Below are 21,801 nucleotides of genomic sequence, written 5' to 3' on the forward strand. Positions count from 1 at the left end.
TAAATATTCTTCGTTAAAATTAAAAAGCAGATGCTAATTAAGTATCTGCTTTTTTTACGTTTAAATACACGCCCCCTATTATTGTGAGCCTTGCAGTTAACGCGTCCTTAAAGCTCGTCACAAAACCATCATAAAAATGTAATTTACTGAATTTTTACACATTGTTTGCACCTTTTATTCTTATAGTTTATCCACTTTAATAAAATAATAAGCGTGCATACATGAATATAAAACCTTTTATATTTTATTCAGTTATTGCCTCTACTACATTATTGTATGGCTGTGGCGGTACTGAGCAAACAACCGATAGCAGCACAGAGCAAAGTACTGACTCATCATCAACAATCACGTCAACTGGTTTAGTTATTAACGAAATTGTCGCAAGCCCAAGCGATACCACCTACGATTGGATTGAGCTATACGCCACTGAAGATATAGCCGACTTATCGGTATTTTCACTTGTTGATGATAACGCCGACAGAGAGCCTCAAGCTCTGCCCGCAGTATCGCTTTCCCAAGGTGAGTTTATTGTTATTCAAGCCATTGATGAAACCGATACACCGCCCGATAACGGTTATTACGTCACCTTTAAACTAGGGAGCGACGATGCGGTTACGTTATACGAGGACGGCACTGCTATCTCTGTACTTGATTGGGAAGAAGGCGAAGCCGCTGAAGGTTTTAGTTACGGCTTATACACCGATGGCACCGGCACCGCGCAAACACTAACGCCCACAGAAGGCGCAGCTAACCAAACAGCAGATACCTCAACACTTGTTACAACGCTAATTGCTGAAGATGCCCCACTGCGTATAAACGAAGTATTAGCAAAAGACAGCAGCGGCGGCGAGGACTGGATAGAGCTTTATGTAACAAGCAGTAGCGATGTTTATTTAGCAGACTACACCCTAAGTGATGACAATAACGAACAGTTTGCTCTACCTGATATTACGTTATCGCCGGGTGAGTTTTACCGTATTTACGCAAGCACCGATGATTTAGGCGATCTGCCAAGCGTTGCGTTTAAATTAGGCTCAAGCGATACCGTAAGCCTTTACAGTAACAATGTAATTATAGAGCAGTTATCGTGGAATAAAGGCCAAGCGCTGAGTGGTTACAGCTATGGTCGCTACCCTGATGGCAGCGATGCAACTGCGGTACTCACTCCAACAGAGCTTAGCTAAAACAGCCAAGCAACCCACGGGCCACTCGTTATTAACGAAATAGTGGCAAGCGCCGCAGACGATGGCAACGACTGGTTTGAGCTATACAACAACAGCGCAAATACAATTAACTTAGCCAACTACCAAGTTATTGATGAAAGCGACGACATAGACCCCGTTACCCTGCCCGACATAGATTTATACGCGGGTGAATACATAACTATTTATGCCACCGACGAAGACCCAGGCACTTACTACGTCCCGTTTAAACTAGGCAAAGAAGACGAGCTAAGCTTAATACTCAACGATGAAGTAATTGACTACATTGACTGGGATGAAAGTGATGTAGCCACAGGCTTTAGTTACGGCCTAAGTAGCAATACAGGCTTTACTCATGCGTTTTTAACACCTACCCCAAGTAGTGAAAATACAGTTGCAACCGCCTTTACACCCACAGCGGTTAATACGCTTTCTATTACAATTACTGACGAAAACTGGCAAGACATTCTAGATAACCCACTTGATGAGGAATATCACGAAACCGCTATTACCTTTAATGGTGTAACACTTGATAGCGTTGCTATTCGCACTAAAGGCGGCTCAAGCTTAAGCAGTGTTGCCAACTCTAGCAGCGACCGTTACAGCTTTAAGGTTGATATTAACGAATATGTGTCGGGGCAAAAGTTTTTTGGACTAAAAAAATTCACACTACAAAACTCGTTTAACGACCCGTCGTACATGCGTGAAGTAATCGCCTACGAGCTAATGGATGAAATGGGCGTACCAACGCCTGAGCATGCTTACGTTAACTTTTATGTAAACGGCGAACTATTTGGTTTGTATTTAATGGTAGAAGCCGTAGATGGCGAATTTGTTGAAAAACACTTTACCAACAGTAATGGCGATTTATACAAGCCAGATGGCACAGGCAGCGATTTATTATGGCTAGGTGACGACATACAAAGCTACACCGATATAAACCTGCAAACCAACGAAGACACCACAGATAACGGCGCCTTTATTAACTTTGTAGAATCGCTCGATAAAGGCGAAACCAGCGCCATAGAAGTAGACACACTTTTACGTTATATGTCGGTTAGTACTTCACTGTCCAATTTAGATAGCTACCACGGCCCGCTTGCACATAACTATTATATTTACGATGACGATGGCGTATTTAGCATTTTGCCGTGGGATTTTAACGAGTCATTCGGCACATTTAACATGGATTGTAATAACGTAGATGTAAGAGAGCTCTACATTGATGAGCCAGTAAGCGGCGCATTAAGCGAGCGCCCGTTAATTGCTAATGTCTTTGCCGAGCAAAGCAACCTAGACACGTACCACAGTTACTTAACACAGCTTATTAATGGCTCACTTTCAAGTGACACATTTAACGCACGCGTAAATGAAATAGCCGATTTAATTCGTGAGCACGTACAAAACGACCCAACTAGCTTTTATGGCTCAACCTACTTTGAGCAAAACCTTACCTCTACAACGGGGCAGTTTTACGGCTTAACGTCTTTTATGCAGTACCGCGTAGCAAATATGGTCGCGCAGCTTGATGGCACATTGCCCTCAGCGGGTGATGGCAGCGGATTTTGCGCTAGATAAACAGCCCATCCTTTGTGCAGTGCCAGCACGCTGGCACTGCACTCTGTAACTTTGCAATTTAATAATCTGAGAAAATTATGACAATTCAAGCACGTTTTAAGGATGAACTTTTTGAAAAGGATACTTCAATCTTACCAGTAGCAATTACTGCAATAAACTCTAAAAATAAGCAGGCTCAACCTGAAAAGCCAAATGCTGATGGCTCATTATCAACATTAATTAACGAGTTACTCACCCCATTTGAAGGCTACGGGTTAAACGATCTTAATAACGCTAATTTAATGAACCGTGTAGACAGTAAGTTTATGCTACCACTGTCGTTTTTACCTGAGCTACTTACTCATATACAAGGCCAGTACCGTGTACTTGATATACAAGGTAAGCGTTTATTTTCTTACTATAATCAGTACTTTGATACGCCCGAACTTGATTTATATAAAGCCCACCATAACGGTAAGCTTAATCGCTACAAAGTGCGCCAAAGGCGCTACGTAGATACAGCCACCGAATACCTAGAAGTAAAACTAAAAAACAACCAAAGCCGTACGGTTAAAACACGCATCAAGCTCGAAAAAAACAACGAGCAAGCCCATTGTACTGCGTTTATGAAAGAGCAAATGAAAAACAGCTTTGCACATCTAAACGTAACCCAGCAAAGCGGCTATAACCGCATAGCACTAGCCAACGAAGAAAAAGCCGAGCGCTTAACGCTTGATTTTAACCTGTGGTACAACACCCCAAAAGGCGATAACAAAATAACACTACCGGGCTTTTTTATTGCCGAACTTAAGCAACGTAAAAAAACAAAACACTCGCCATTTTATAAGCTTATGAGCAAACACCACATATTCCCTGCCTCGTTTAGTAAATACTGCATTGGCTGTGCTTTGCTTTACCCCGAGCGCTTAAAAGTAAACCGCTTTAAACCTGTTTTAGCCCGCTTAAAACACCTTAACCGCACTAACCCACTATTACCTTTAGAGAATAATTAAAATGACCAAATTAGATCTTATTTTTCTTTCCCGCTTTTTAGTTAACATCCTATCGCTGGCTGTACTTTGCTATGGCTGTTACTTTCGCATAAGTAAAAATGCAGTGGTGGCAGGCTCGTTTATTTTATTTGGCGTAGGCGTTTTTATTATTACCTTTTTGCTGCACGGCGTTGATATGTCGATGGAATTTGCATTTGGCCTATTTGCCGTATTTACCATGCTAAGGTACCGCACTGAGTCTATTTCGATTAAAGAAATGACTTACTTATTTCTCGTTACTGCCATTGCTTTACTGACCTCTGTAGGGCAAATGAGCTTAATTGAGCTAAGCATTCTTAACGGCATAATTTGCTTAATTGCCTTTTTGATTGACTCTAGCGTATTTGTAAAACGCTACGAAGTACAAAGCGTTTGCTACGAGCGCATAGAAAACATAACCCCGCAAAACCAAGCCACACTCATCCATGATTTAAAACAGCGCACAGGGCTAAACGTAGTTGCTGTAGATATAGAACACATCGACTTTTTAAGAGACGTAGCGCAACTAAAAGTAAGTTACTTAGCCGAAAAACAAACAAAGGCAGCCTAACATGACCTCTAAACAAACGATTACTTATGCGGCACTTTCAGCACTTTGCTTTGTAAGTAACGCAAGCTTTGCCAAAATTAACGACGATATAGACCTAAGCGGCTATATCATGCTCGACTACAACAAGTTTGATACCTCATTATTAGAGGGGCAATTCGAAAGCAACGACTCAGAAAGTACCTCAGAAATACGCCGCGCACGCCTAAGTTTTAAATCAGACATCAGCAAAGACTGGAAAAGTAAATTTCAACTTGGCTTTGCCGATGGCGAAACCGAAATAAAAGACGCCTACTTAGAATACTCTGGCTGGAAATATGCCGATTTAACCATAGGCCAACAAAAAGAAGGCTTTGGCCTAGAAAAACTAACCAGCTCTCGTAATTTATTAATGCTCGAACGAAGCATGATAAGCGAAGCGTTTTCGCCAGGCCGTAGCTTAGGTATTAGCCTATCGGGAGACATAGCCTCAGTAAATTGGCAACTAGGTTATTACGAGCCCGATGAAGACGAAGCAACGTCTGCTATTACAGGGCGCGTAGCTTGGGTGCCATGGCAGCAAAACACCAACCTTTTACACCTAGGCGTCGCATTTAGTGAGAGGCAGTACGACGGTAACGAATTTAGAGTGAATGAACCTCTTGAAGTTTATACCGCCGACTCATTAATAGAAGGCGATAAAATTAATGCCGATAGCCTCTCGCAACAAGGCGTAGAGCTACTATGGCTTAAAGATAGATTTACCATGATGGCCGAGTGGCAACAAGCACAAGTAACCAGTATTGAAAATACAACCAATGATTACGAAGGCGGCTATTTGCAATTTGGTTATCAGCTATCGGGCGGATACCGTAAGTATAAAAACGCAAAACTAGGCGCAAGCTCAGAGCCAGGCTGGGAAATTACAGGCCGCTACAGCCTACTTAAGCTCAAGCAAGAAAACCAAGACGCAAAAACCTACGCCCTTGGTGTTAACTACACCGTAAACAAAAGCATAAAGTTTATGGCCGACTATATTAAAGCCGACTACTTTGAAGCAGGCGGTACTATCACATCGGGCAATGCTATCTCATTAAGGCTGCAGTATTCGTTTTAATACGTTTGGTGTTTAGTAGGTTAGCCCAAACCTGTGTTAAACGTTACGTTTAACACAGGGCTTTGTAGTTACTTAGTAAAGAGTATTTAAGTTAGTTTATAAATACTAATTACCAGCGCCTGCAAATTGTATTGGGTAATCCATATTGCCGCTGCGGTTAATACTGTTACACAGCTTTTTATTAAAACTGGCCAGTGATGGGTCGATGGTGTGCTCATTAACTACAATACCATCACTTCGCCTTTTAACCTCAATAGATCCGATTGTTTTAATCGCTGATAAATCATCGCCTACGTTTTTAAATATAAAATACTCTATGTGTTCAGCAATAGATTCCGCGTTTTCGATATCTCCCTTAACGGCAGGCACTTGGTAGTTAACACCATTACACGTTAAATCATAAACCCTTACTAATTCTAGCTCGTCAGCTCCTTGCATATCAGCAATAACTTTAATAGTTGGCTGCGTTGTTGTTTCAAGCAAGTATTGTGTTTCATTCATTTCACTTAAAGAAAATGTATCAACGCTTTTAGCTATAGAACAGCCCGATAATAAAGTAAAAACTAAAAACACGGTTCTATTAAAAAACATCTTTAAACACCTTATTTCTAACTAATTCAGCTAATATTTTATGACGACTGTCGTAACTATTTTTTTAATAAATCAAATAAAAGATCTGTTTTACAAATAATTGAACCAAAATAGGAACTTTGCTATTTTGTATTAAACCAACCTGAACTAAAGATCTACTTTTTACTCAGCCTCTTTTAATTTATACACGGAAGTAAGTAATGAACAAAGCAGAAATTACACAAAGTAATACGACACAAAAATTTGGGCCTCTTAAAGGAATATGTTGTACCCAGCCTGGTGATAAAATTAAAGGCACATACTTTTTCCCTGGAGCAGGAATGGATGGTCGTTACATACAGCCATTAGTTCAATCTCTCTATGAAGCTGGTATAAAAAGCGCGATGTATGTAGATCGTGATAAATGGTCCGGAGGAACAGCATTCGATGCTGGAATTGGCTCAGTATTAGGCCGAGACTATGATCCAAGGTTTCCAATGCTCTTAAGGCACTCAACTTCAAATGCTTCGCAATTTAACTTAATAGGCTACTCTTATGGCTCTATTATTGCGTCTCAATTGGCAGCAAAATACGCTATAAAAGGTACTGTTATTGATAATTTGGTTTTAATTGGGAGTCCTATCAGTATGGAGTTTTTACAGCGATTAAGAAACATAGTCCAAATAAAAAAATTAATTATAATTGATCTAAACGAATATGGAGATCCAATTTTTGCAGGTATGAGCGTTTTTGAACTTTTTTCTAATCTACCTACACTGGCAGGGCAAATGCCAAATTCTGAAGGTCACTTTTATTACGCAGAACCCACAAATATAGGTGATAAACGTCGAAATACATTAGCTAACGAGCTTTATGCTTTAGGTTTACGCTAATGAGTAGAAATCTAATAGCAAATACCCTTCTTTTAGCCGCTATTTTATTAATAGCGACTACAGAAATGTATTTAGTCATTACATTCAAAAGCTTTATTTTAGCCGGTAAAGGAATGGGGATTTACGGAGTGTTCTTATATTTCATTATGCTTATCATCAGCTCTGTTTTATGGTTTTTCTCGTACCGTGTCAGCAAAAATAAACTTCAAGCATTAATATTTTGGCTTTCAGCATTAATGCTTAGTCCTGTCATTATATTTCAGTCTGTATGGTGGTCTGCCCCACTTTAATAAATAAGAAATAAGCTAGACACTCTCTATGAGAACATTTGCAATATTAGGTTTTAAGTAATAAATGCTTTATCTACCACAGCGGATAAATTACAAACCTCGCTATATTCTTTCTCATTTGAGCTTGAAACAGGACTTTATATAAGGCGAGGCTTTGATAAGTGAATTTCCAATAGGAAGTTGGAATATTTCCCATTCAATGCTGGAATTGAGCTTATTTCTCAATTAACGCAGTAAGGGGTCACCCGTACGTTGCTAGCCTCTCAAGTACAGTAAAGGTTTAAGGATATAGTTAATTTGATAGGCTTACTCTGGCAAACTTAGCTGGTGCGACATCAGCAGACACTGGTAAGCCTTGATGTATGAAGTAAAAATTTGTCCCCTTCAACCCTATTACTTTATATACTCAAGCATTGTTAGCTTAACAATCACATTAGCATTGTTATCTGTTGTCTCTATTGTAATTTCTCTATTTTCACCATCCGAAAAACTTGAGCCCACCAGTTTATAACCATTACTATTTAAATATTATTTAAGGTCACTTTTGATTTGAGCTGAGTCTTTTATACTATGGAATATAAAAGAAATTACCATTGGCTTATTACCGTCACTAGAACTATAAATGTAGCGTTCCCCAATAGAATCTGCAGATGACAAGTTTTTAAATAAATTAGGCGCGAGCAAATAATAATCAAGCGAAGATTTAGAAAAATCTCTTCTTTCCGATAAAGATATTATCACATAGTAAGCACCTAGCAATACAATTAACAATACACTGAAAAATATTGATTTCTTTATCACTTATTTTACCTCCCTAAACAATACACCCCAAGTACAGTAAAGGTTTAAGGATATAGTTAATTTGATCGTTGTCTCTTACAAACATTCGCTAATGCTTCATTGAACGGGCGAATAGAAGTTTAATGTATGAAGTCAAGATTTGAACGCTTTAACCCACATCCGCTGTCAATATTAGCTGATAAAGATTTACTGAGGATTACTGCCCAATAGGGTAACTGACTATTGTTTGATAGTCAGCTAAAGCCATCATCTGGTTTCCCTTTAATCCATGAAATGGGAACTCAGCAAACTCGTATCCCCTTGAGTTTAAATCTAAGCATATTTTGCTATCAGTTAACATTAATTTCCGTGCATGAGCTGGATATATACCTTCATTTTTCTTTGTGACCATAAATGCTATTGGAAAAAAGCTTAATAAACTGACAGTGGAAATATTTCCATTGTTATAAAATCCAACACATTTGGCGCTTAAATGTTTATTGTAAGGGTAATACCAATAATATATGTCGTGAGTCTCATCAATAGCGTTATCTTCACCAAGAACAAAGTTTTTTAGTGGCTGAAAATAAGGCGAATCCTGTGGTCTATCTTTACATTCTTTAACCGAAGTTGCTGCTAGAACATGACCGATCATTGCCCTTGAAAATTTTTTAGCATCAATGTTTGTATTGATAAGTGTGTATGGACTGCCACTATGAAAGAAATAATCTTTTATTTGCAAAGTTAGAGATTTACAGACTCTAGCAACTTCATCATCGTTACCACCGAGATGTATATTATTACAGTTATGACAAATAGTCTTGAACTTACTACCGTTTGGTGAAGGTACGCCTTTAACTCTTGACGCTTCAACCTCCATTAATTCTGTGATGTGACGCTGCTCCACCTTTGTTATTGTTATCGCACCTTTTGGAGGTACGTGGTCCTGAGAAAGTCGGCCGTAAACACCGCAAATTAAGCAAAATCCAGCCTGGATTTTAGTATTCTCAAATCGTTTTGATATGCCCTTGCTATATTTTCCCATATATAACGTCCTTGCGTATTGAGTTGATAGTTTCTTGAGTTGGTTTAAACAAACTATGTAGAAGATCGCTAATACTAAGTTTTTAATTACCTCCTTAAAAGTTAAAGATACTAAGAACATTTTTAATCTAAAAACAGCGATTATCCGATTAAGTGCAATTTGTCATAAAACTGCAATCAAAATAGGTGATAATTTAAACTCGAACTGTATTTTTTATAATCTAGAAGTTGAAGTAAATGAGCACACCAATGACGCAACTCACATTTGCGTTACAATCGTTTGAAGATCCTCTCTCTGCGGCTATGGGCCACACAATGGAATACGAGCAGTTAACCTTGCAAGCCAGTGCTATGCATGAAATAACGCTGCAATGCGTATTGCCTGACGACGCCCACGAAAACGATATTATTTCGCTGAGCGCAACGTATCCCAGTGCCCGTGATGCACAATACTTTACTGAAAAAGTACTCACTAACGCCGACTTAGAGCGTGGTTATGTGTATTTAACATTAAGTAAAATTACCCAAAGCCACTGCTTAGTAATGCAATTGATGCTGCATGGCTTAAATGCCACTTTAAAAAATAGTTTACAGTTTGATATGCAAGTAAATGCGTTTGAGGCTGGTTATAAAAATCAGCAAGCCCTTAAAAGCCAAACTAAGCCACACGGCGTTAAAAAATACTTTCGGAATATGAGCTCAAGTTTATTTTCGTTTTTTTAATCTGTTGGTATACAAATTTATAAAAACTTAATCAGCAAAACTCACTTTACCCATAGTGACCCCTGCAATACCCTGCGCAGTATTATTTAGGTGCTGCTGCTCACCTGCTAGGCATTCGTTGGCTAAAATGGCAAATAGTACGGCCTCTTTGGCATCGGGGTTTATGCCTAAATCATCAGTATTTTTAAACGCTTTAATAGTCGGGCACAGCGCATTAAGGTGCGCTATTAATAATGGGTTATGAATACCGCCACCACTTGCGTACACCACACACTCTTTAGCACTTTGCGCGCATTCGTTTAACGCATTTGCAATTACCCTCGCGCTAAACATATTTAAAGTTGCCATAACATCTTCATGGCTTAAGTGCTGTGTATTTGTTTGCTGTTGAGCAGCATATAAATAGCCTAAATTAAATACTTCAGGCCCTGTTGTTTTAGGCAGCGCAAGCTCAAAAAAAGTGTTGCTACACAATGCATTTAATAAGAGTGAATTAACCTTGCCAGCTTTAGCTATTTTAGCGCCATCATCAAAGTGCATACCTTTAAAATTCTGCTGTACGTACGCATCCATAATGGTGTTACCTGGGCCTATGTCGCTACTAAATATGCTATTTGCATCACCGCTTTTAGGTAAAAACGTTAAATTAGCAATACCACCCATGTTTAATAAAATGCGGTTCTCATTGGGGTTTGCAAAAAATAAGTAATCGCCATATACCGCAAGCGGTGCACCTTCCCCTCCTGCGGCTATGTGTTTTTGCCTAAAGTCACCAATCGTTGTAATGCCGGTAGTAACGGCTATTTGGTCGCTGTCGCCAATTTGTAATGTGCCATTAGTAAAGCTTTTATGATTATGCTGCGACTGTGGGCAGTGGTAAATTGTTTGCCCATGACTGGCTATTACATCAATACTTGCTGGATTTACCTGCCAAGTATGTAAGCACTGATTAACCATATCGCCATGGAGTTTACCCACCCATGGATGCAGTAAGGTAACAAGTTCTAAATCACACTCTCGTTTAGCAAATACCTGCTTTATTTTGCTTTTATACTCGTTGTTATAGTCAACGGTGGTAAAGTTCAGCACTTCAATTTGCGTATTTATACCTGCGCCCGTTACCTTACACAGTGCTACATCGAGCCCATCTAAGGAGGTACCACTCATTAAACCTATAATTAAACGGCTTGGTTTTTGGGCACTATCATAAAGGGCGGCTATGTGTGGGTGCATAAAGGTATCTTAAACAGGTATCATATTTTGCTTATATTAGAGTACTTTAAATCAAAGTTATAGGCGTAAACGGTTAATCTTTGTGATTGTGCAATCTCTAATTGCTTGCTAAGTTGACTCGTATGCAACAGACACTTAATTAAAACAATGATCACCCTAAGAGACTTTAAACCAAAAGACGCGCCACACATTATTACTACCTTAAACGATGAACAGGTTACGTGCTTTTTATCCTCTAAAATTCCATTTCCGTATACTCAAGCCGACGCCGACTGGTGGATAAACCAAGGCTCTAAAAGTGGAATAGTTAAGGCTATTGTTGTAGATGAGCAATTTGCGGGGTGTATTGGTATCACCCCCGGAGAATTTGAATATAGCCGCAGTGGCGAAATAGGCTATTGGCTTAATAGCCACTTTTGGGGGCAAGGAGTAATGACTCATGCTATTTCGCAAATTTGCGATGACGCATTTAAAAGCTCAAACCTAAACCGTATTTTTGGCGCTGTATTTGCTGGCAATACTGGCTCTATAAAGGCACTCACTAAATGCGGTTTTAAGGCCGAGGCTGTGCTCAAACAGGCCATTTATAAAAATGGTGTATTTTACGATAGCCATATTTTTAGCAAGCTAAAATAAACCGTTTAGAATAAATACTCTGCAAAGCTTGAATTAGCAGCCTCGCGCCCAAAGCTCGTGTATTAAGGTACAAATTTTTATTTTCGTATAACTTAGCGCGCATTATTGTTTAGGCTCAACTTGGTTTTAAACGCGTAAACATTCGCTAAGTAAATTCACTCTTAAGAGGAGATTTTTATGTCTGCAACTAGTCGTCAACTTACTTTAGCATCACGCCCGCACGGTGCCCCTACCGATGAAAACTTCGAACTTAAAACAGTAGATTTACCAGCGCTTAAAGATGGCGAGGTGCTGCTGCGCACTATTTACCTATCACTTGACCCATACATGCGTGGCCGCATGAGCGATGCAAAGTCGTATGCCGATCCGGTGAATGTGGGCGATGTAATGGTAGGCGCTACCGTATGCCAAGTAGAAGAGTCTAAAAACGATAAATTCAGCGAAGGCGAATGGGTACTTGCTTACACCGGTTGGCAAGATTACGCCATTACTAACGGCGAAGGCCTTATGCAATTAGGTAAAGAGCCAGAAAACCCATCGTACGCACTCGGTATTATGGGTATGCCTGGCTTTACAGCCTACATGGGCTTACTTGATATTGGCGCACCTAAAGAAGGCGAAACCGTTGTAGTAGCTGCAGCAACAGGGCCGGTTGGCGCAACCGTTGGCCAAATAGCTAAAATTAAAGGCTGTAAAGTGGTAGGCGTTGCTGGTGGCAGCGAAAAATGTACACATGCCGTTGAAAAGCTGGGCTTTGATGCCTGTATTGATCACAAAGCCGATGACTTTGCAGAGCAGCTAGAAAAAGCCTGTGATAACGGCATAGATGTTTATTACGAAAATGTGGGCGGTAAAGTGTTTGATGCCGTATTACCTCTACTTAATACCGCAGCCCGTGTGCCTCTGTGTGGTTTAGTGTCGCAATATAATTCTACCAGCCTTCCAGATGGGCCTGATCGTATGGGAATGCTAATGGGGCAATTGCTTACTAAACGTATTAAAATGCAAGGCTTTATAATTTTTGACGACTACGGCCACCGCTACGACGAATTTGCACAAGACATGCAAAAATGGCTACAAGATGGCAAAGTACAATACCGCGAACACATGGTAGAAGGTATTGAAAACACTATTAGCGCATTTAACGATATGCTAAATGGTAAAAACTTTGGTAAAACCGTTGTTAAAATTAACGAGCCACTTTAAATTTTATAAAGCGTTACTGCACATGTAGTAACGCCAACAAGGACTGACATGATTAAACTACACCATTTAAATAAATCGCGCTCAAAACGTATTATTTGGCTTTTAGAAGAGCTGGATGTTGATTACGAAATTGTTGCCTACCAGCGCAACACAGAGACCTTTTTAGCGCCTGACGAACTTAAAAAAGTACACCAATTAGGTAAGTCACCAGTGATTGAAGACGATGGCTTAATTGTTACCGAATCTGGCGCTATTACCGACTATTTAATTACTAAATACGGTAACGGTAAATTTGCACCAAAAGCTGGCACTGCCGAATATGTTGAATATCAACAATGGCTACACTTTGCTGAAAGCTCTGCTATTTTGCCGCTACTGCTTAAAATGTTTGTTTTAAAAGATGGCGCTAAAACAGAGTTTTTAGAAAATTACGCCGATGCAGAAACCGTGAAAGTAATTAGCTACTTTAACGACCGACTCCAAGGTAAACGCTATTTAGTCGGCGACACGTTAACCGGTGCCGATATTATGATGTCGTTTATTGTAGAAATAGTTAAAAACTCAGGCCAACTTGTCCACTTTAAACACCTTGTAAAATACGATGAGCTATTACAAAGCCACGAGAAATTTCATACAGCTAATGAGCTAGAAGCTAAATACGATTAATTAGCTTAAGTACAAAACACAGATAAACCAAAGGGGCTTTTTGAGCCCCTTTTTTAGTGCATATGTTTTTATTAAATACCCGCTATTTCGCGCTCTGTAATACACTCGTTTGAGGCCATTTCAAACTCGCGGCACGTAAGTGGGCGATTTTCGTAAATGGTACACATTAGCGTGTTGCGGTCGAGTGCTTGGCACCAGCCGTCGTCTGCGCGTTTCATTACTTCGCTGCCCCATTTGTCGTAATCAATGTACTGAAAAGGCACGCCCGTGTCGGTCACTATGCGCACTTCTAATTGGCAGCAACATGCCTGGCAATTAGCGCAGGTTATGGGCTCAGGTGTAGAGGAAATAGTTTTACTTGGAATAACAGTATTAGGCATAGTGACTTACTTTTTTGAATAAGCCACTAGGATACAGGAACTCATACCAATTGCTATAAATTAGCGCGCTAGTAGTTTTGCTTTTATATCGCTGTAACGCATTTGCTCGCACAGCGCAAAACCACTCAGTTGGCGCACTTTATTACGTGTAAATAATGGCACGCTCATGCCCGCTAAAAAGCGGCACTGGGTTTCAATACCTACACTGTGAATACCTTTTGTTGCCATGTGCGCTAAAAACTCATCCACTTTTTGATAAACAACATCATCGGCAATGTGAGCAGGCTCTATTGAATACTCAAGCTTTACAGCATTACCACGGCATACACTACAATGCCCGCATTGCGCTGGCGCATTTTGATCGTCAAAATAGCGCGCCAAGTTATAGCTTAAGCAACTTTGTAGCTCAAAAAAGCGTACCAATGCAGCTATACGTTTAATCTCAGCTTGTTCTTTTTCGATAAAATAACTGTGTAATTGTTTTGCAAGTTCAGGGTTATTTATAACCTCACTATGCACTTTGTATACTTGGGTAATGCGTTTGGTTTCAAGGGTTATTAGGTTTTTTTCGGCTAGGTAGTCAAGCGCGGCCACAACCCGTTTACGGTCAACTTGGGCGGCTTGGGTAAGGGTGTCAAAATTAAGCGTGCCCCATATTTTTTTAAAATCGGTATGGCTAAATATTTGCGTTAAAAAGGCTTGGCGCTGCTCGTCAAACTGGCTAAGTAACTCGTTTTTATCAACCAAAAACTTGTATTTAAAATCGGCGTAGTAAGCATATTGCGGCGTTATTGCGCCTTGCATTTCTAGTTGTACCAGCAACGTTTTAAGCGCTAATTGGCGAATATTACTTTCGCTTGAAAGACTGTATTCTTGCATTTCCCATTGCTGCGGCTGCGATTTAATATCGTTAATTACGTATTCAATGCCGCTAAGCTCAGGGGTGTCGCCATACACAAAGTTTTCTACTGTGTTTAGGCCATCTAAATTAGCCAAGGTGTAGCAGTTTGATGGGTTGCCATCGCGCCCTGCGCGGCCAATTTCTTGGCTGTAGTTTTCAATCGATTTTGGTAAATCGTAATGAATAACAAAGCGAATATCTGATTTATCAACGCCCATACCAAAGGCTATTGTTGCCACAACAACGTTAATTTTACCAGCCATAAAATCATCTTGGATTTGCCAGCGTAGTGTATCTTCAAGCCCCGCATGATACGCAACCGCCTGAATACCTTGCGCACTTAGTGTATTAGCCACTTGCTCAGCACTTTGCTGAAGCGTTACATACACAATACCTGGGCCATTTTGCGCACGCACTATGTTTGTAAGCTCAGTGTTTTTATCAGCCGTTTTTACACTTAGCACGCTTAAATCGAGGTTAGCGCGGTAAAAGCCGGTTTGTACAATACACTCTGGGGCAATATTAAAACGCTCGCTCATGTCGCGTTTTACTTTTTTAGTGGCTGTGGCGGTGAGTAATAGTACCAGTGGAATATTTAGCTCTTCGCGGTATCGCGGTAGTTTAAGGTAGTCGGGTCTAAAGTTATGGCCCCATTCAGATATACAGTGCGCTTCGTCTACCACCAGCATAGACAGCGCAACTTGGCTTATAAACTCTCTAAAACGCTCGTTTTTAAAACGCTCAACCGACACCATTAATACTTTAATTTTACCATTTCGCACATCGTTCATTACGGTGCTGCTTTGCATTTGGTCTTGGCTCGAATCAAGGCTTGCCGCGTAAATACCTTTGCTATTTAAAAAGCTAATTTGATCTTTCATCAATGCAAGTAAGGGCGACACCACCAAGGTTAAGTTTGGTAAATGCATAGCCGTTAGCTGATAACACAACGACTTACCCGAGCCCGTAGGAAATATAGCCAATGACGACTGCCCATTTAAAAGCTGCTCAATGGTTTGCTGTTGCCCTGCTCTAAATTGGCTAAAACCAAAATGCTGCTCAAGTGATTTAATTAATGGCGTGGTCATAAATATCCTTTTTGGCTAGGGAATAGGCTTTAACAGCAAAAGTGCAACGTAAATGAAATATTTGCATATACCCCAAAGCATCTCAATATAAGAGTGTCTGTTGGCATTAAAAGCAATTTAGATAAAGCATAGATTGCAAGTATTAGCGGCTTTATTGCAATAATCAAAAATCTAGTAAAATTCACTTTAAATCAATAGGTTAAAATACTTAAAAGCATTTAGTGTCAGCGTTATACCCTATTAAAAGCAAGCTGCCTTTTATGTAAAGTAATGCCTTTATATTAGGGCCCTGAAAAGCGCTAAATTTTTCATACTGAGGCAATTTAGACCTTAGTATACAACAAATAAGCTTATCAATTGCTGACATATGTTTTATTTAGGCGCAAAATACGCAGCAGATGCTCAATGGTGCTAACAGCCAAGCTAATTTTGTATACCCAAGTGATTTTTTATAAGCGTTATAAGCAGATTATTTGGGTATATTATTTTTTAAGGGCATTGCTATGAATATAACTAAACCTAAAATCGTCGTTATTGGCGGTGGCGCAGGCGGACTAGAGCTGGCAACACAATTAGGGCATAAATTAGGGAAGAAAAAACAAGCCGAAATTCTTTTAATCGATAAAAACCGCACCCACATATGGAAGCCGTTACTACACGAAGTAGCGACAGGCTCTATTGACCCCGATTTAGATGGCGTTGTGTATTCAGCCCACGCTGCAAAACATCATTATAATTTTCAGCTTGGTACATTTTGCGATATAGACCAAAGCAATAAAACCATTACCCTTGCACCGCATCTTGATGAGCTAGGCCACACTATTTTGCCACAGCGCAGCGTACGCTACGACCACCTTGTTATTGCCATTGGCAGCGTAAGCAACGACTTTAATACCCCAGGCATAAAAGATCATTGCTACTTTTTAGACTCAAATCAGCAAGCTGAGCGTTTTCAGCATTCTCTACTCGACAGCTTTACTCGCCTTCACCAAGACGACAACCAACAACAATCATTAAATATTGCCATTGTGGGCGGCGGCGCAACCGGCGTTGAGCTCTCGGCAGAGCTTTACCATGTATCTGAATTATTAAAGCTTTACGGCCTTACAAATATGTCGTCTAAGCGTTTACATATTCATTTAATAGAAGCAGGGCCCCGTATTTTGCCCGCCCTACCCGAGCGCATTGCCGATAGCGCAAAACGCGAGTTATTAAAACTCGGCGTAAACGTACGAGAGCAAACACTGGTAAAAGAAGCCACCGAGCAAGGGTTTATAACAAAAGACGAAGAACACATAGACACCGATATAATGGTATGGGCTGCAGGTGTAAAAGCGCCAGATTTTATTAAAGATTTAGGTGTTTTTGAGCTTACTCGTAGCAACCAAATTCAAGTAAACGAGTTTTTACAAAGCACCGTAGATGAAAGCATTTTTGTTATTGGTGATTGCTGCGCCTTTACCCAAGAAGACGGAAAGCTTGTTCCACCGCGTGCGCAATCGGCGCATCAAATGGCGCTATGTGTAGAAAAAAACCTCATTGCCACGTTAAAACAACAGCCATTGTGCGGCTTTAAATATAGCGACCATGGCTCGCTCGTTAACTTATCGCGCTACAGTACGGTAGGAAATTTAATGGGCAACCTAACTAGCAATACCTTTTTTATAGAAGGTAAAATTGCTCGCTTTATGTATATATCACTGTATCGCATGCACCAGCGCGCCATACACGGCAGCGCAAAAACCTTTGCATTATGGATAAGCGAAAAAGTACTGCGCGTAGTGCGCCCTAAAATGAAACTGCACTAGAACATAAACAGCAGCTAAATAGTCAAAAAGCTTTAATAGGTAATGTAAATTATCTTTTAAAGCTTTTTTGCTTTATGCGTATCTAAAATAGTACCATGCAGTTAGATGTAATTGTAATTCAAGGGATTGACGCTAATGAAAAAAGTACTTTTTGGGATTGTAATAATCACTGCTTTAGCTGTTTATTTTTTTCAAACTCAACCGCACTCTGTAGCTGTAGAGCAAGCAGAACAAGTGAAACCAACCACCTCTCAGACCAGCGTAGTTAATAAAAAGCAGCCAAATGAGGACTCACAGCTACAGGTAGTTAATAAACTAAAAAAACAGATTAGCCTGTGTAGAGATCAGTCACAACAACAAAGCAATAAAGTACAAACATTGAATCAATCGCTTGTTTCATTTTTTGTAAGTGAGCTTAAAAAAGGGACATCGGTATCCACGCTTTTAAAGTATACAGATTTATCAAAAATCAATCAGCGTACATACATTGCCCTTTTAAAAGATGCCATTATTGCAGAGCAAAAGCAGCAACTTAACATTACTAGCTCTTTAAACGAGTTAGCTAATTGGCAAGGTATTGAGGCTATTAAGGGCTTCACCAATGATAAAGTAAAAGAAATGATTCAACAGCTTGGAGATAATAAGCATAACCCTCCAGGACTTACTCTGAGTGTACCCCTTGATGAAAATGTACAAAAAGAAACGCTTTACGCTTTATTAAGCAACACCGATACATTTACCACTTACTCTAAAACGTTTCTTAAACTTGAAGGCAGTGAGGTAATTTCTCCGGCTACATTGTTTGTGCTTAATGCAAATAAATTTACGCCAAAAGAGTTTGAGCAGGCTATTTCATCTAACCAATTTACAGTGAATGAAGTGGCTACCGCTATAAAAAACGATATTCCTAATGAGTATATTATTGCGCTTTTACAGCAAGTTCCCGTGCTAGAAGCCATGCCGTTATACGAAAAAAACACTGTTTTATATAACTTAGCCGATATTGCGGTCAGTAAATTTAATTTACCTCTTGTAAAAGCACTGCAAACAAAAGGCGTTACGCCAACCAACGAGCCAGGCCTATTTACAGGTTTAGACGTGGCTATTGTAAACCTGCCTAAAAGCGGTAACTTAACCCTAGCCCCATTAGATACTAAGCACACCCAGCTTTTAGATTATCTTAAAAAGCGTGGTTACAAAGCACATAGCGGCAATGCGAATGAAGGCCTAAATAGCAAAGGGGTATTTTTTGTAAATGACTTTATTTACCAGCAAGGGGCCTATATTAATAAGCAGGACAACCCAGCGCAATACGCTTACTTTAGCCTTATTGGTAAAATTAACAATAACGCGTTACCCCGAATAACTGAGCCTGATAATTCTGATGTTGCCCTTTTTTTAGTAGATTTAAAGCATCAAAAAGCGCAGCTAAACAATAAAAGGCAAAACTGTGAGCTGTTACAACAACAGCTAAAAGATACAGAGCAGCTGCACACAGTAATGCAAGCTTATGACAAAGTTCAACAGGTTAAAAATAAGCACGGATCTAACTTTGTACGTGTTTTGCACGATATAGACCCTGTTTTAGTCAATTATTGGTGGAGTAGTCTGAGTAACCAGCTTTCAAACGATAGAAGCCAAAGCACATTTAACGAATATTTATCTAAGAAAGAATATCAAAAAGCTTATGAATACAGCCTCAGTACGGTATTAACTCAAGCCGAAACCGATACGCTTTTTTCTTTATTACTCTTAAACCCTGATGATTTAATCACTACTTGGCAAAACCGCATAAACCCTAAGCCACCGCGTGAGTTAACACGATTAAGCCGCTTTTCGCTAAATCATTGGCAAGCACTCGCACAGGCGGGTTTTGATTTTTCGATTACCGATATACATGGGCGCGACGTTTATACACAAGCTGCATCGTCTTCTGTTGAGGCAGTACAATTTTTAATTGATAATAAAATACCGGCTGATCCAAGTAAGCTTGGCGTAGATATACTCGACTTAGCACTAGAGCAAAGTTACACCAAAGGGGAGTTAAGCCCAATGATTCCTTTAGCTTTGCAGCTTGTGGAAAAATTTGAGCCAAACCACTTAGCCCGCGTAGCACGATTAAAAATGTTTTACCCTGCGATTTATCAGCAGTTAATTCAGCTAAACCCAGCGCTTAAGCCTGCCCAGGGCACAGAGCTAAATCATTATATATTTGATAATCACTAAATAACCCGCTAAGCACGCTAACGCCACTTAGCGTGCTATTTGAAAAATTAATGTCTTTAATATTTAACATTGCCTGTGTAGAGTATTTAAAACAATTAAAGGATTAGGGCTATGACGGGTAAAACGCTAATTTTTAATTTTGATGGTACTGGTGGCGAACCTCGCGATGCAGAGCAATTTAGCTCAGACCATTTTAAAGAAGACAGTAGTATTTCTAATATTCTTAAGCTGCATTTATTATTAGGCGGCAAACTCGATGACTCCCCCACCACCCCATTTACAAACCAGCTTAGTTTTTATTATCAAGGTATTGGCACTAAAGGTAGCCGCTTAAAACGTATTTTAAACCAAACTTTAGCGCCACGTGGTGACGATGTTGCCAGTATTTTAAATCAAGCCATGAGTGATTTTAAAGCGCATTACCAACTAGGCGACACTCTTTTACTTACCGGCTTTAGCCGAGGCGGCGCACTCGCTAGGCGTTTTGCAAAAATCCTAGAGCCTTTAATTAGCGATAATGTTTACGTATGTGTATTTGATACCGTGGCCTCAATAGGTTTATCAAAAGTCAGTAAAGCAACGCGCGGTGCCGAGCATGTAATATTTGAAAACCACACCATTGCTAATAATATTTCGCAGGCACTGCACTGTGTAGCACTTGATGAAAAACGCCGTGCGTTTGAACCCACCCTAATGAACCATCAAAATAATATTACCGAGCTTTGGTTTGCAGGGGCGCATTCAGATATTGGCGGCGGTTATTACCGCGATGGCCTAGCTGATATTTGCCTGCGCTATGCGCTTGAATGGTTAATTGAGCAACCACTTAATATTAGTTTATTAACCAGCCACGATATTGACTACGAAACCTTATTGCCTGGCAGTAAATTAGTTGACCAAGACGATGTAACCGTAACGCCCGATCCTCTGGCTTTAAGCCATCAGCAAAATTACTTTTGGTTTAATCCCTTTTTTAAATTGGTGGATAGGGAGTGCTATGTACTTATTGATAACGAAGCCAGCAACCTAGAACCACATATACATCAAAGCGTAGCTACACGAATTAATAAACTAACTAGTTATCGCCCAGAATCGCTTAAAAACCTGCATTACAAAATTAGGTATAACGATAACAGCACATTAAGCTTTACTGGTTTAAGCCAACACATTGCCCTTGAAAACCAAAACATGAGTGTATTACAAGTTTCGCAAAGCCAAGATGTAATAGTGTTTGCCAGCGAGGCACATAACAATACCGGGCTTATGTTAGTTGAAGGCGCAACTTATAAGTTTGAACCCTACCCTAATCAATTTTGGTATGACGACGGCATAAAATGCACTGCAAGCGGCTGGCACCGCGATAATGTGCAATTAGGGGTTAAAGAAATCCCCATGGCATTGCTTGAACCATTTAGACGACTTCCAAGAGCGCAGTGGTTCTCTTTGGTTGGCGCAATTAACAATAACGACGAATATTTATTTGAAATAGCCAATGGCGCTACAGTAACCATTACTAAATCAGGTGAATTTAGTCCCTTTGCCAATGACTTAAGCCGATTTTACGGCGCCAATGCAGGGAAAATAAAAGTAAAAGTAACCCGTATAAGTTAAATGGGCTGTAGACGCGCAGCTTGATGGCGTTTAAAAACAATGCGTTAACCGAGGTATAAAGTGATTATGTCACCACCGAGAAGTGAAGGAGAAGAGCAGGAGAAATTGCTCACCAATCACCGTGTTTTCTCTGTGTAGCGCGAAGCGCCTCTGTGCCCTCTGTGGTGCAATTAATGAGTAGCAGCGGCTTTATGCCGCGAAAAAATTCAATACAAAACGCGAGGTAAGCTCCTGCTACGTGGTTAGTTCATAGTTTTTAGGCGCACATTGCTTTTGTTTAAAAGTGATTATG

Annotated in this window: 20 protein-coding genes and 1 pseudogene; 15 read left to right on the top strand and 6 right to left on the bottom strand. The window is 40.0% G+C overall.

The window, feature by feature from the left end; translation table 11 throughout:
* Positions 1–221 precede the first annotated feature (221 nt).
* From CWB60_RS20855 to CWB60_RS02275, 6 genes and pseudogenes are all read left to right on the top strand, one after another.
* Positions 222–1,184, top strand: coding sequence for a lamin tail domain-containing protein (locus CWB60_RS20855; protein ID WP_249318302.1), 963 nt, complete (start codon positions 222–224; stop codon positions 1,182–1,184).
* 18 nt (positions 1,185–1,202) lie between these two features.
* Positions 1,203–1,484, top strand: a pseudogene (locus CWB60_RS21055) (lamin tail domain-containing protein); the annotation flags it as partial.
* A 183-nt stretch (positions 1,485–1,667) separates the two neighbouring features.
* On the top strand, positions 1,668–2,780 hold the full coding sequence (locus CWB60_RS20860) for a CotH kinase family protein (RefSeq protein ID WP_349304166.1): 1,113 nt from the start codon (positions 1,668–1,670) through the stop codon (positions 2,778–2,780).
* A 77-nt stretch (positions 2,781–2,857) separates the two neighbouring features.
* A complete protein-coding gene (locus CWB60_RS02265; protein WP_138576672.1) occupies positions 2,858–3,772 on the top strand; it encodes a polyphosphate polymerase domain-containing protein in 915 nt (304 codons plus the stop codon).
* 1 nt (position 3,773) lies between these two features.
* Positions 3,774–4,361, top strand: a complete 588-nt coding sequence (locus CWB60_RS02270) for a DUF4956 domain-containing protein (RefSeq protein ID WP_039037236.1) — start codon at positions 3,774–3,776, stop codon at positions 4,359–4,361.
* Between the two features lies 1 nt (position 4,362).
* Complete coding sequence (locus CWB60_RS02275; RefSeq protein ID WP_138576674.1) at positions 4,363–5,454, top strand: OprO/OprP family phosphate-selective porin; 1,092 nt, start codon at positions 4,363–4,365, stop codon at positions 5,452–5,454.
* A gap of 105 nt (positions 5,455–5,559) precedes the next feature.
* Here the strand turns inward: CWB60_RS02275 and CWB60_RS02280 are convergent, their stop codons facing one another.
* Positions 5,560–6,045: a hypothetical protein gene (locus CWB60_RS02280; protein ID WP_138576676.1), complete on the bottom strand. Its 486-nt coding sequence runs from the start codon at positions 6,043–6,045 to the stop codon at positions 5,560–5,562.
* Between the two features lie 200 nt (positions 6,046–6,245).
* On the opposite strand from CWB60_RS02280, the gene CWB60_RS02285 reads away from it, so the two are divergent.
* Together CWB60_RS02285 and CWB60_RS02290 are read left to right on the top strand one after the other, a co-directional pair.
* Positions 6,246–6,917: an alpha/beta fold hydrolase gene (locus tag CWB60_RS02285; RefSeq protein WP_138576678.1), complete on the top strand. Its 672-nt coding sequence runs from the start codon at positions 6,246–6,248 to the stop codon at positions 6,915–6,917.
* Entirely contained in the window at positions 6,917–7,207 is a 291-nt protein-coding gene (locus tag CWB60_RS02290) for a hypothetical protein (RefSeq protein ID WP_138576680.1), read from the top strand. The genes CWB60_RS02285 and CWB60_RS02290 overlap by 1 nt, the downstream gene beginning before the upstream one ends.
* A gap of 528 nt (positions 7,208–7,735) precedes the next feature.
* On the opposite strand, the gene CWB60_RS02295 is transcribed toward CWB60_RS02290, so the two are convergent.
* On the bottom strand, positions 7,736–8,008 hold the full coding sequence (locus tag CWB60_RS02295) for a hypothetical protein (RefSeq protein WP_138576682.1): 273 nt from the start codon (positions 8,006–8,008) through the stop codon (positions 7,736–7,738).
* Positions 8,009–8,204: 196 nt separating this feature from the next.
* On the bottom strand, positions 8,205–9,032 hold the full coding sequence (locus tag CWB60_RS02300) for a metal-binding protein (RefSeq protein ID WP_138576684.1): 828 nt from the start codon (positions 9,030–9,032) through the stop codon (positions 8,205–8,207).
* A gap of 236 nt (positions 9,033–9,268) precedes the next feature.
* Here CWB60_RS02300 and CWB60_RS02305 point away from each other — a divergent pair, with 236 nt between their 5' ends.
* On the top strand, positions 9,269–9,754 hold the full coding sequence (locus CWB60_RS02305) for a hypothetical protein (protein ID WP_024032946.1): 486 nt from the start codon (positions 9,269–9,271) through the stop codon (positions 9,752–9,754).
* Positions 9,755–9,781: 27 nt separating this feature from the next.
* Here CWB60_RS02305 and CWB60_RS02310 read toward each other — a convergent pair whose 3' ends face one another.
* On the bottom strand, positions 9,782–10,987 hold the full coding sequence (locus CWB60_RS02310) for an anhydro-N-acetylmuramic acid kinase (protein ID WP_138576686.1): 1,206 nt from the start codon (positions 10,985–10,987) through the stop codon (positions 9,782–9,784).
* 147 nt (positions 10,988–11,134) lie between these two features.
* Between CWB60_RS02310 and CWB60_RS02315 the strand changes: the two genes are divergently transcribed.
* From CWB60_RS02315 to CWB60_RS02325, 3 genes are all read left to right on the top strand, one after another.
* Positions 11,135–11,623 (top strand): GNAT family N-acetyltransferase, encoded by a 489-nt coding sequence (locus CWB60_RS02315; RefSeq protein WP_138576688.1) that lies wholly within the window; start codon positions 11,135–11,137, stop codon positions 11,621–11,623.
* Between the two features lie 177 nt (positions 11,624–11,800).
* Positions 11,801–12,829 carry an NADPH-dependent curcumin/dihydrocurcumin reductase gene (curA, locus tag CWB60_RS02320; RefSeq protein WP_004586964.1) on the top strand — a complete coding sequence of 343 codons (1,029 nt, stop codon included), beginning with the start codon at positions 11,801–11,803 and terminating at the stop codon, positions 12,827–12,829.
* A gap of 48 nt (positions 12,830–12,877) precedes the next feature.
* The gene (locus CWB60_RS02325; protein ID WP_138576690.1) at positions 12,878–13,495 is read left to right on the top strand and encodes a glutathione S-transferase family protein; all 618 of its coding nucleotides are present in this window, start codon (positions 12,878–12,880) and stop codon (positions 13,493–13,495) included.
* A 71-nt stretch (positions 13,496–13,566) separates the two neighbouring features.
* Here CWB60_RS02325 and CWB60_RS02330 read toward each other — a convergent pair whose 3' ends face one another.
* Entirely contained in the window at positions 13,567–13,875 is a 309-nt protein-coding gene (locus CWB60_RS02330; RefSeq protein ID WP_171036109.1) for a YkgJ family cysteine cluster protein, read from the bottom strand.
* A 60-nt stretch (positions 13,876–13,935) separates the two neighbouring features.
* Positions 13,936–15,864, bottom strand: a complete 1,929-nt coding sequence (locus tag CWB60_RS02335; protein WP_138576692.1) for a RecQ family ATP-dependent DNA helicase — start codon at positions 15,862–15,864, stop codon at positions 13,936–13,938.
* A gap of 503 nt (positions 15,865–16,367) precedes the next feature.
* On the opposite strand from CWB60_RS02335, the gene CWB60_RS02340 reads away from it, so the two are divergent.
* The 3 genes from CWB60_RS02340 to CWB60_RS02350 all read left to right on the top strand — a co-directional run bounded on the left by CWB60_RS02340 (position 16,368) and on the right by CWB60_RS02350 (position 21,509).
* Entirely contained in the window at positions 16,368–17,672 is a 1,305-nt protein-coding gene (locus CWB60_RS02340; RefSeq protein ID WP_138576694.1) for an NAD(P)/FAD-dependent oxidoreductase, read from the top strand.
* A gap of 135 nt (positions 17,673–17,807) precedes the next feature.
* Complete coding sequence (locus CWB60_RS02345; RefSeq protein ID WP_138576696.1) at positions 17,808–19,898, top strand: cupric reductase; 2,091 nt, start codon at positions 17,808–17,810, stop codon at positions 19,896–19,898.
* 111 nt (positions 19,899–20,009) lie between these two features.
* On the top strand, positions 20,010–21,509 hold the full coding sequence (locus CWB60_RS02350; RefSeq protein ID WP_138576698.1) for a phospholipase effector Tle1 domain-containing protein: 1,500 nt from the start codon (positions 20,010–20,012) through the stop codon (positions 21,507–21,509).
* The last annotated feature ends 292 nt before the right edge of the window (positions 21,510–21,801 follow it).

Source organism: Pseudoalteromonas sp. S327, from assembly GCF_005886415.1.
GTDB lineage: Bacteria > Pseudomonadota > Gammaproteobacteria > Enterobacterales > Alteromonadaceae > Pseudoalteromonas > Pseudoalteromonas atlantica.

Bases quoted from the DNA above. Each gene is read 5' to 3' on its own strand.
- CWB60_RS20855 (WP_249318302.1), top strand. From the start codon at position 222: ATGAATATAAAACCTTTTATATTTTATTCAGTTATTGCCTCTACTACA.
- CWB60_RS02265 (WP_138576672.1), top strand. From the start codon at position 2,858: ATGACAATTCAAGCACGTTTTAAGGATGAACTTTTTGAAAAGGATACT.
- CWB60_RS02270 (WP_039037236.1), top strand. From the start codon at position 3,774: ATGACCAAATTAGATCTTATTTTTCTTTCCCGCTTTTTAGTTAACATC.
- CWB60_RS02275 (WP_138576674.1), top strand. From the start codon at position 4,363: ATGACCTCTAAACAAACGATTACTTATGCGGCACTTTCAGCACTTTGC.
- CWB60_RS02280 (WP_138576676.1), bottom strand. From the start codon at position 6,045: ATGTTTTTTAATAGAACCGTGTTTTTAGTTTTTACTTTATTATCGGGC.
- CWB60_RS02285 (WP_138576678.1), top strand. From the start codon at position 6,246: ATGAACAAAGCAGAAATTACACAAAGTAATACGACACAAAAATTTGGG.
- CWB60_RS02290 (WP_138576680.1), top strand. From the start codon at position 6,917: ATGAGTAGAAATCTAATAGCAAATACCCTTCTTTTAGCCGCTATTTTA.
- CWB60_RS02300 (WP_138576684.1), bottom strand. From the start codon at position 9,032: ATGGGAAAATATAGCAAGGGCATATCAAAACGATTTGAGAATACTAAA.
- CWB60_RS02305 (WP_024032946.1), top strand. From the start codon at position 9,269: ATGAGCACACCAATGACGCAACTCACATTTGCGTTACAATCGTTTGAA.
- CWB60_RS02310 (WP_138576686.1), bottom strand. From the start codon at position 10,987: ATGCACCCACACATAGCCGCCCTTTATGATAGTGCCCAAAAACCAAGC.
- CWB60_RS02315 (WP_138576688.1), top strand. From the start codon at position 11,135: ATGATCACCCTAAGAGACTTTAAACCAAAAGACGCGCCACACATTATT.
- curA (WP_004586964.1), top strand. From the start codon at position 11,801: ATGTCTGCAACTAGTCGTCAACTTACTTTAGCATCACGCCCGCACGGT.
- CWB60_RS02325 (WP_138576690.1), top strand. From the start codon at position 12,878: ATGATTAAACTACACCATTTAAATAAATCGCGCTCAAAACGTATTATT.
- CWB60_RS02330 (WP_171036109.1), bottom strand. From the start codon at position 13,875: ATGCCTAATACTGTTATTCCAAGTAAAACTATTTCCTCTACACCTGAG.
- CWB60_RS02335 (WP_138576692.1), bottom strand. From the start codon at position 15,864: ATGACCACGCCATTAATTAAATCACTTGAGCAGCATTTTGGTTTTAGC.
- CWB60_RS02340 (WP_138576694.1), top strand. From the start codon at position 16,368: ATGAATATAACTAAACCTAAAATCGTCGTTATTGGCGGTGGCGCAGGC.
- CWB60_RS02345 (WP_138576696.1), top strand. From the start codon at position 17,808: ATGAAAAAAGTACTTTTTGGGATTGTAATAATCACTGCTTTAGCTGTT.
- CWB60_RS02350 (WP_138576698.1), top strand. From the start codon at position 20,010: ATGACGGGTAAAACGCTAATTTTTAATTTTGATGGTACTGGTGGCGAA.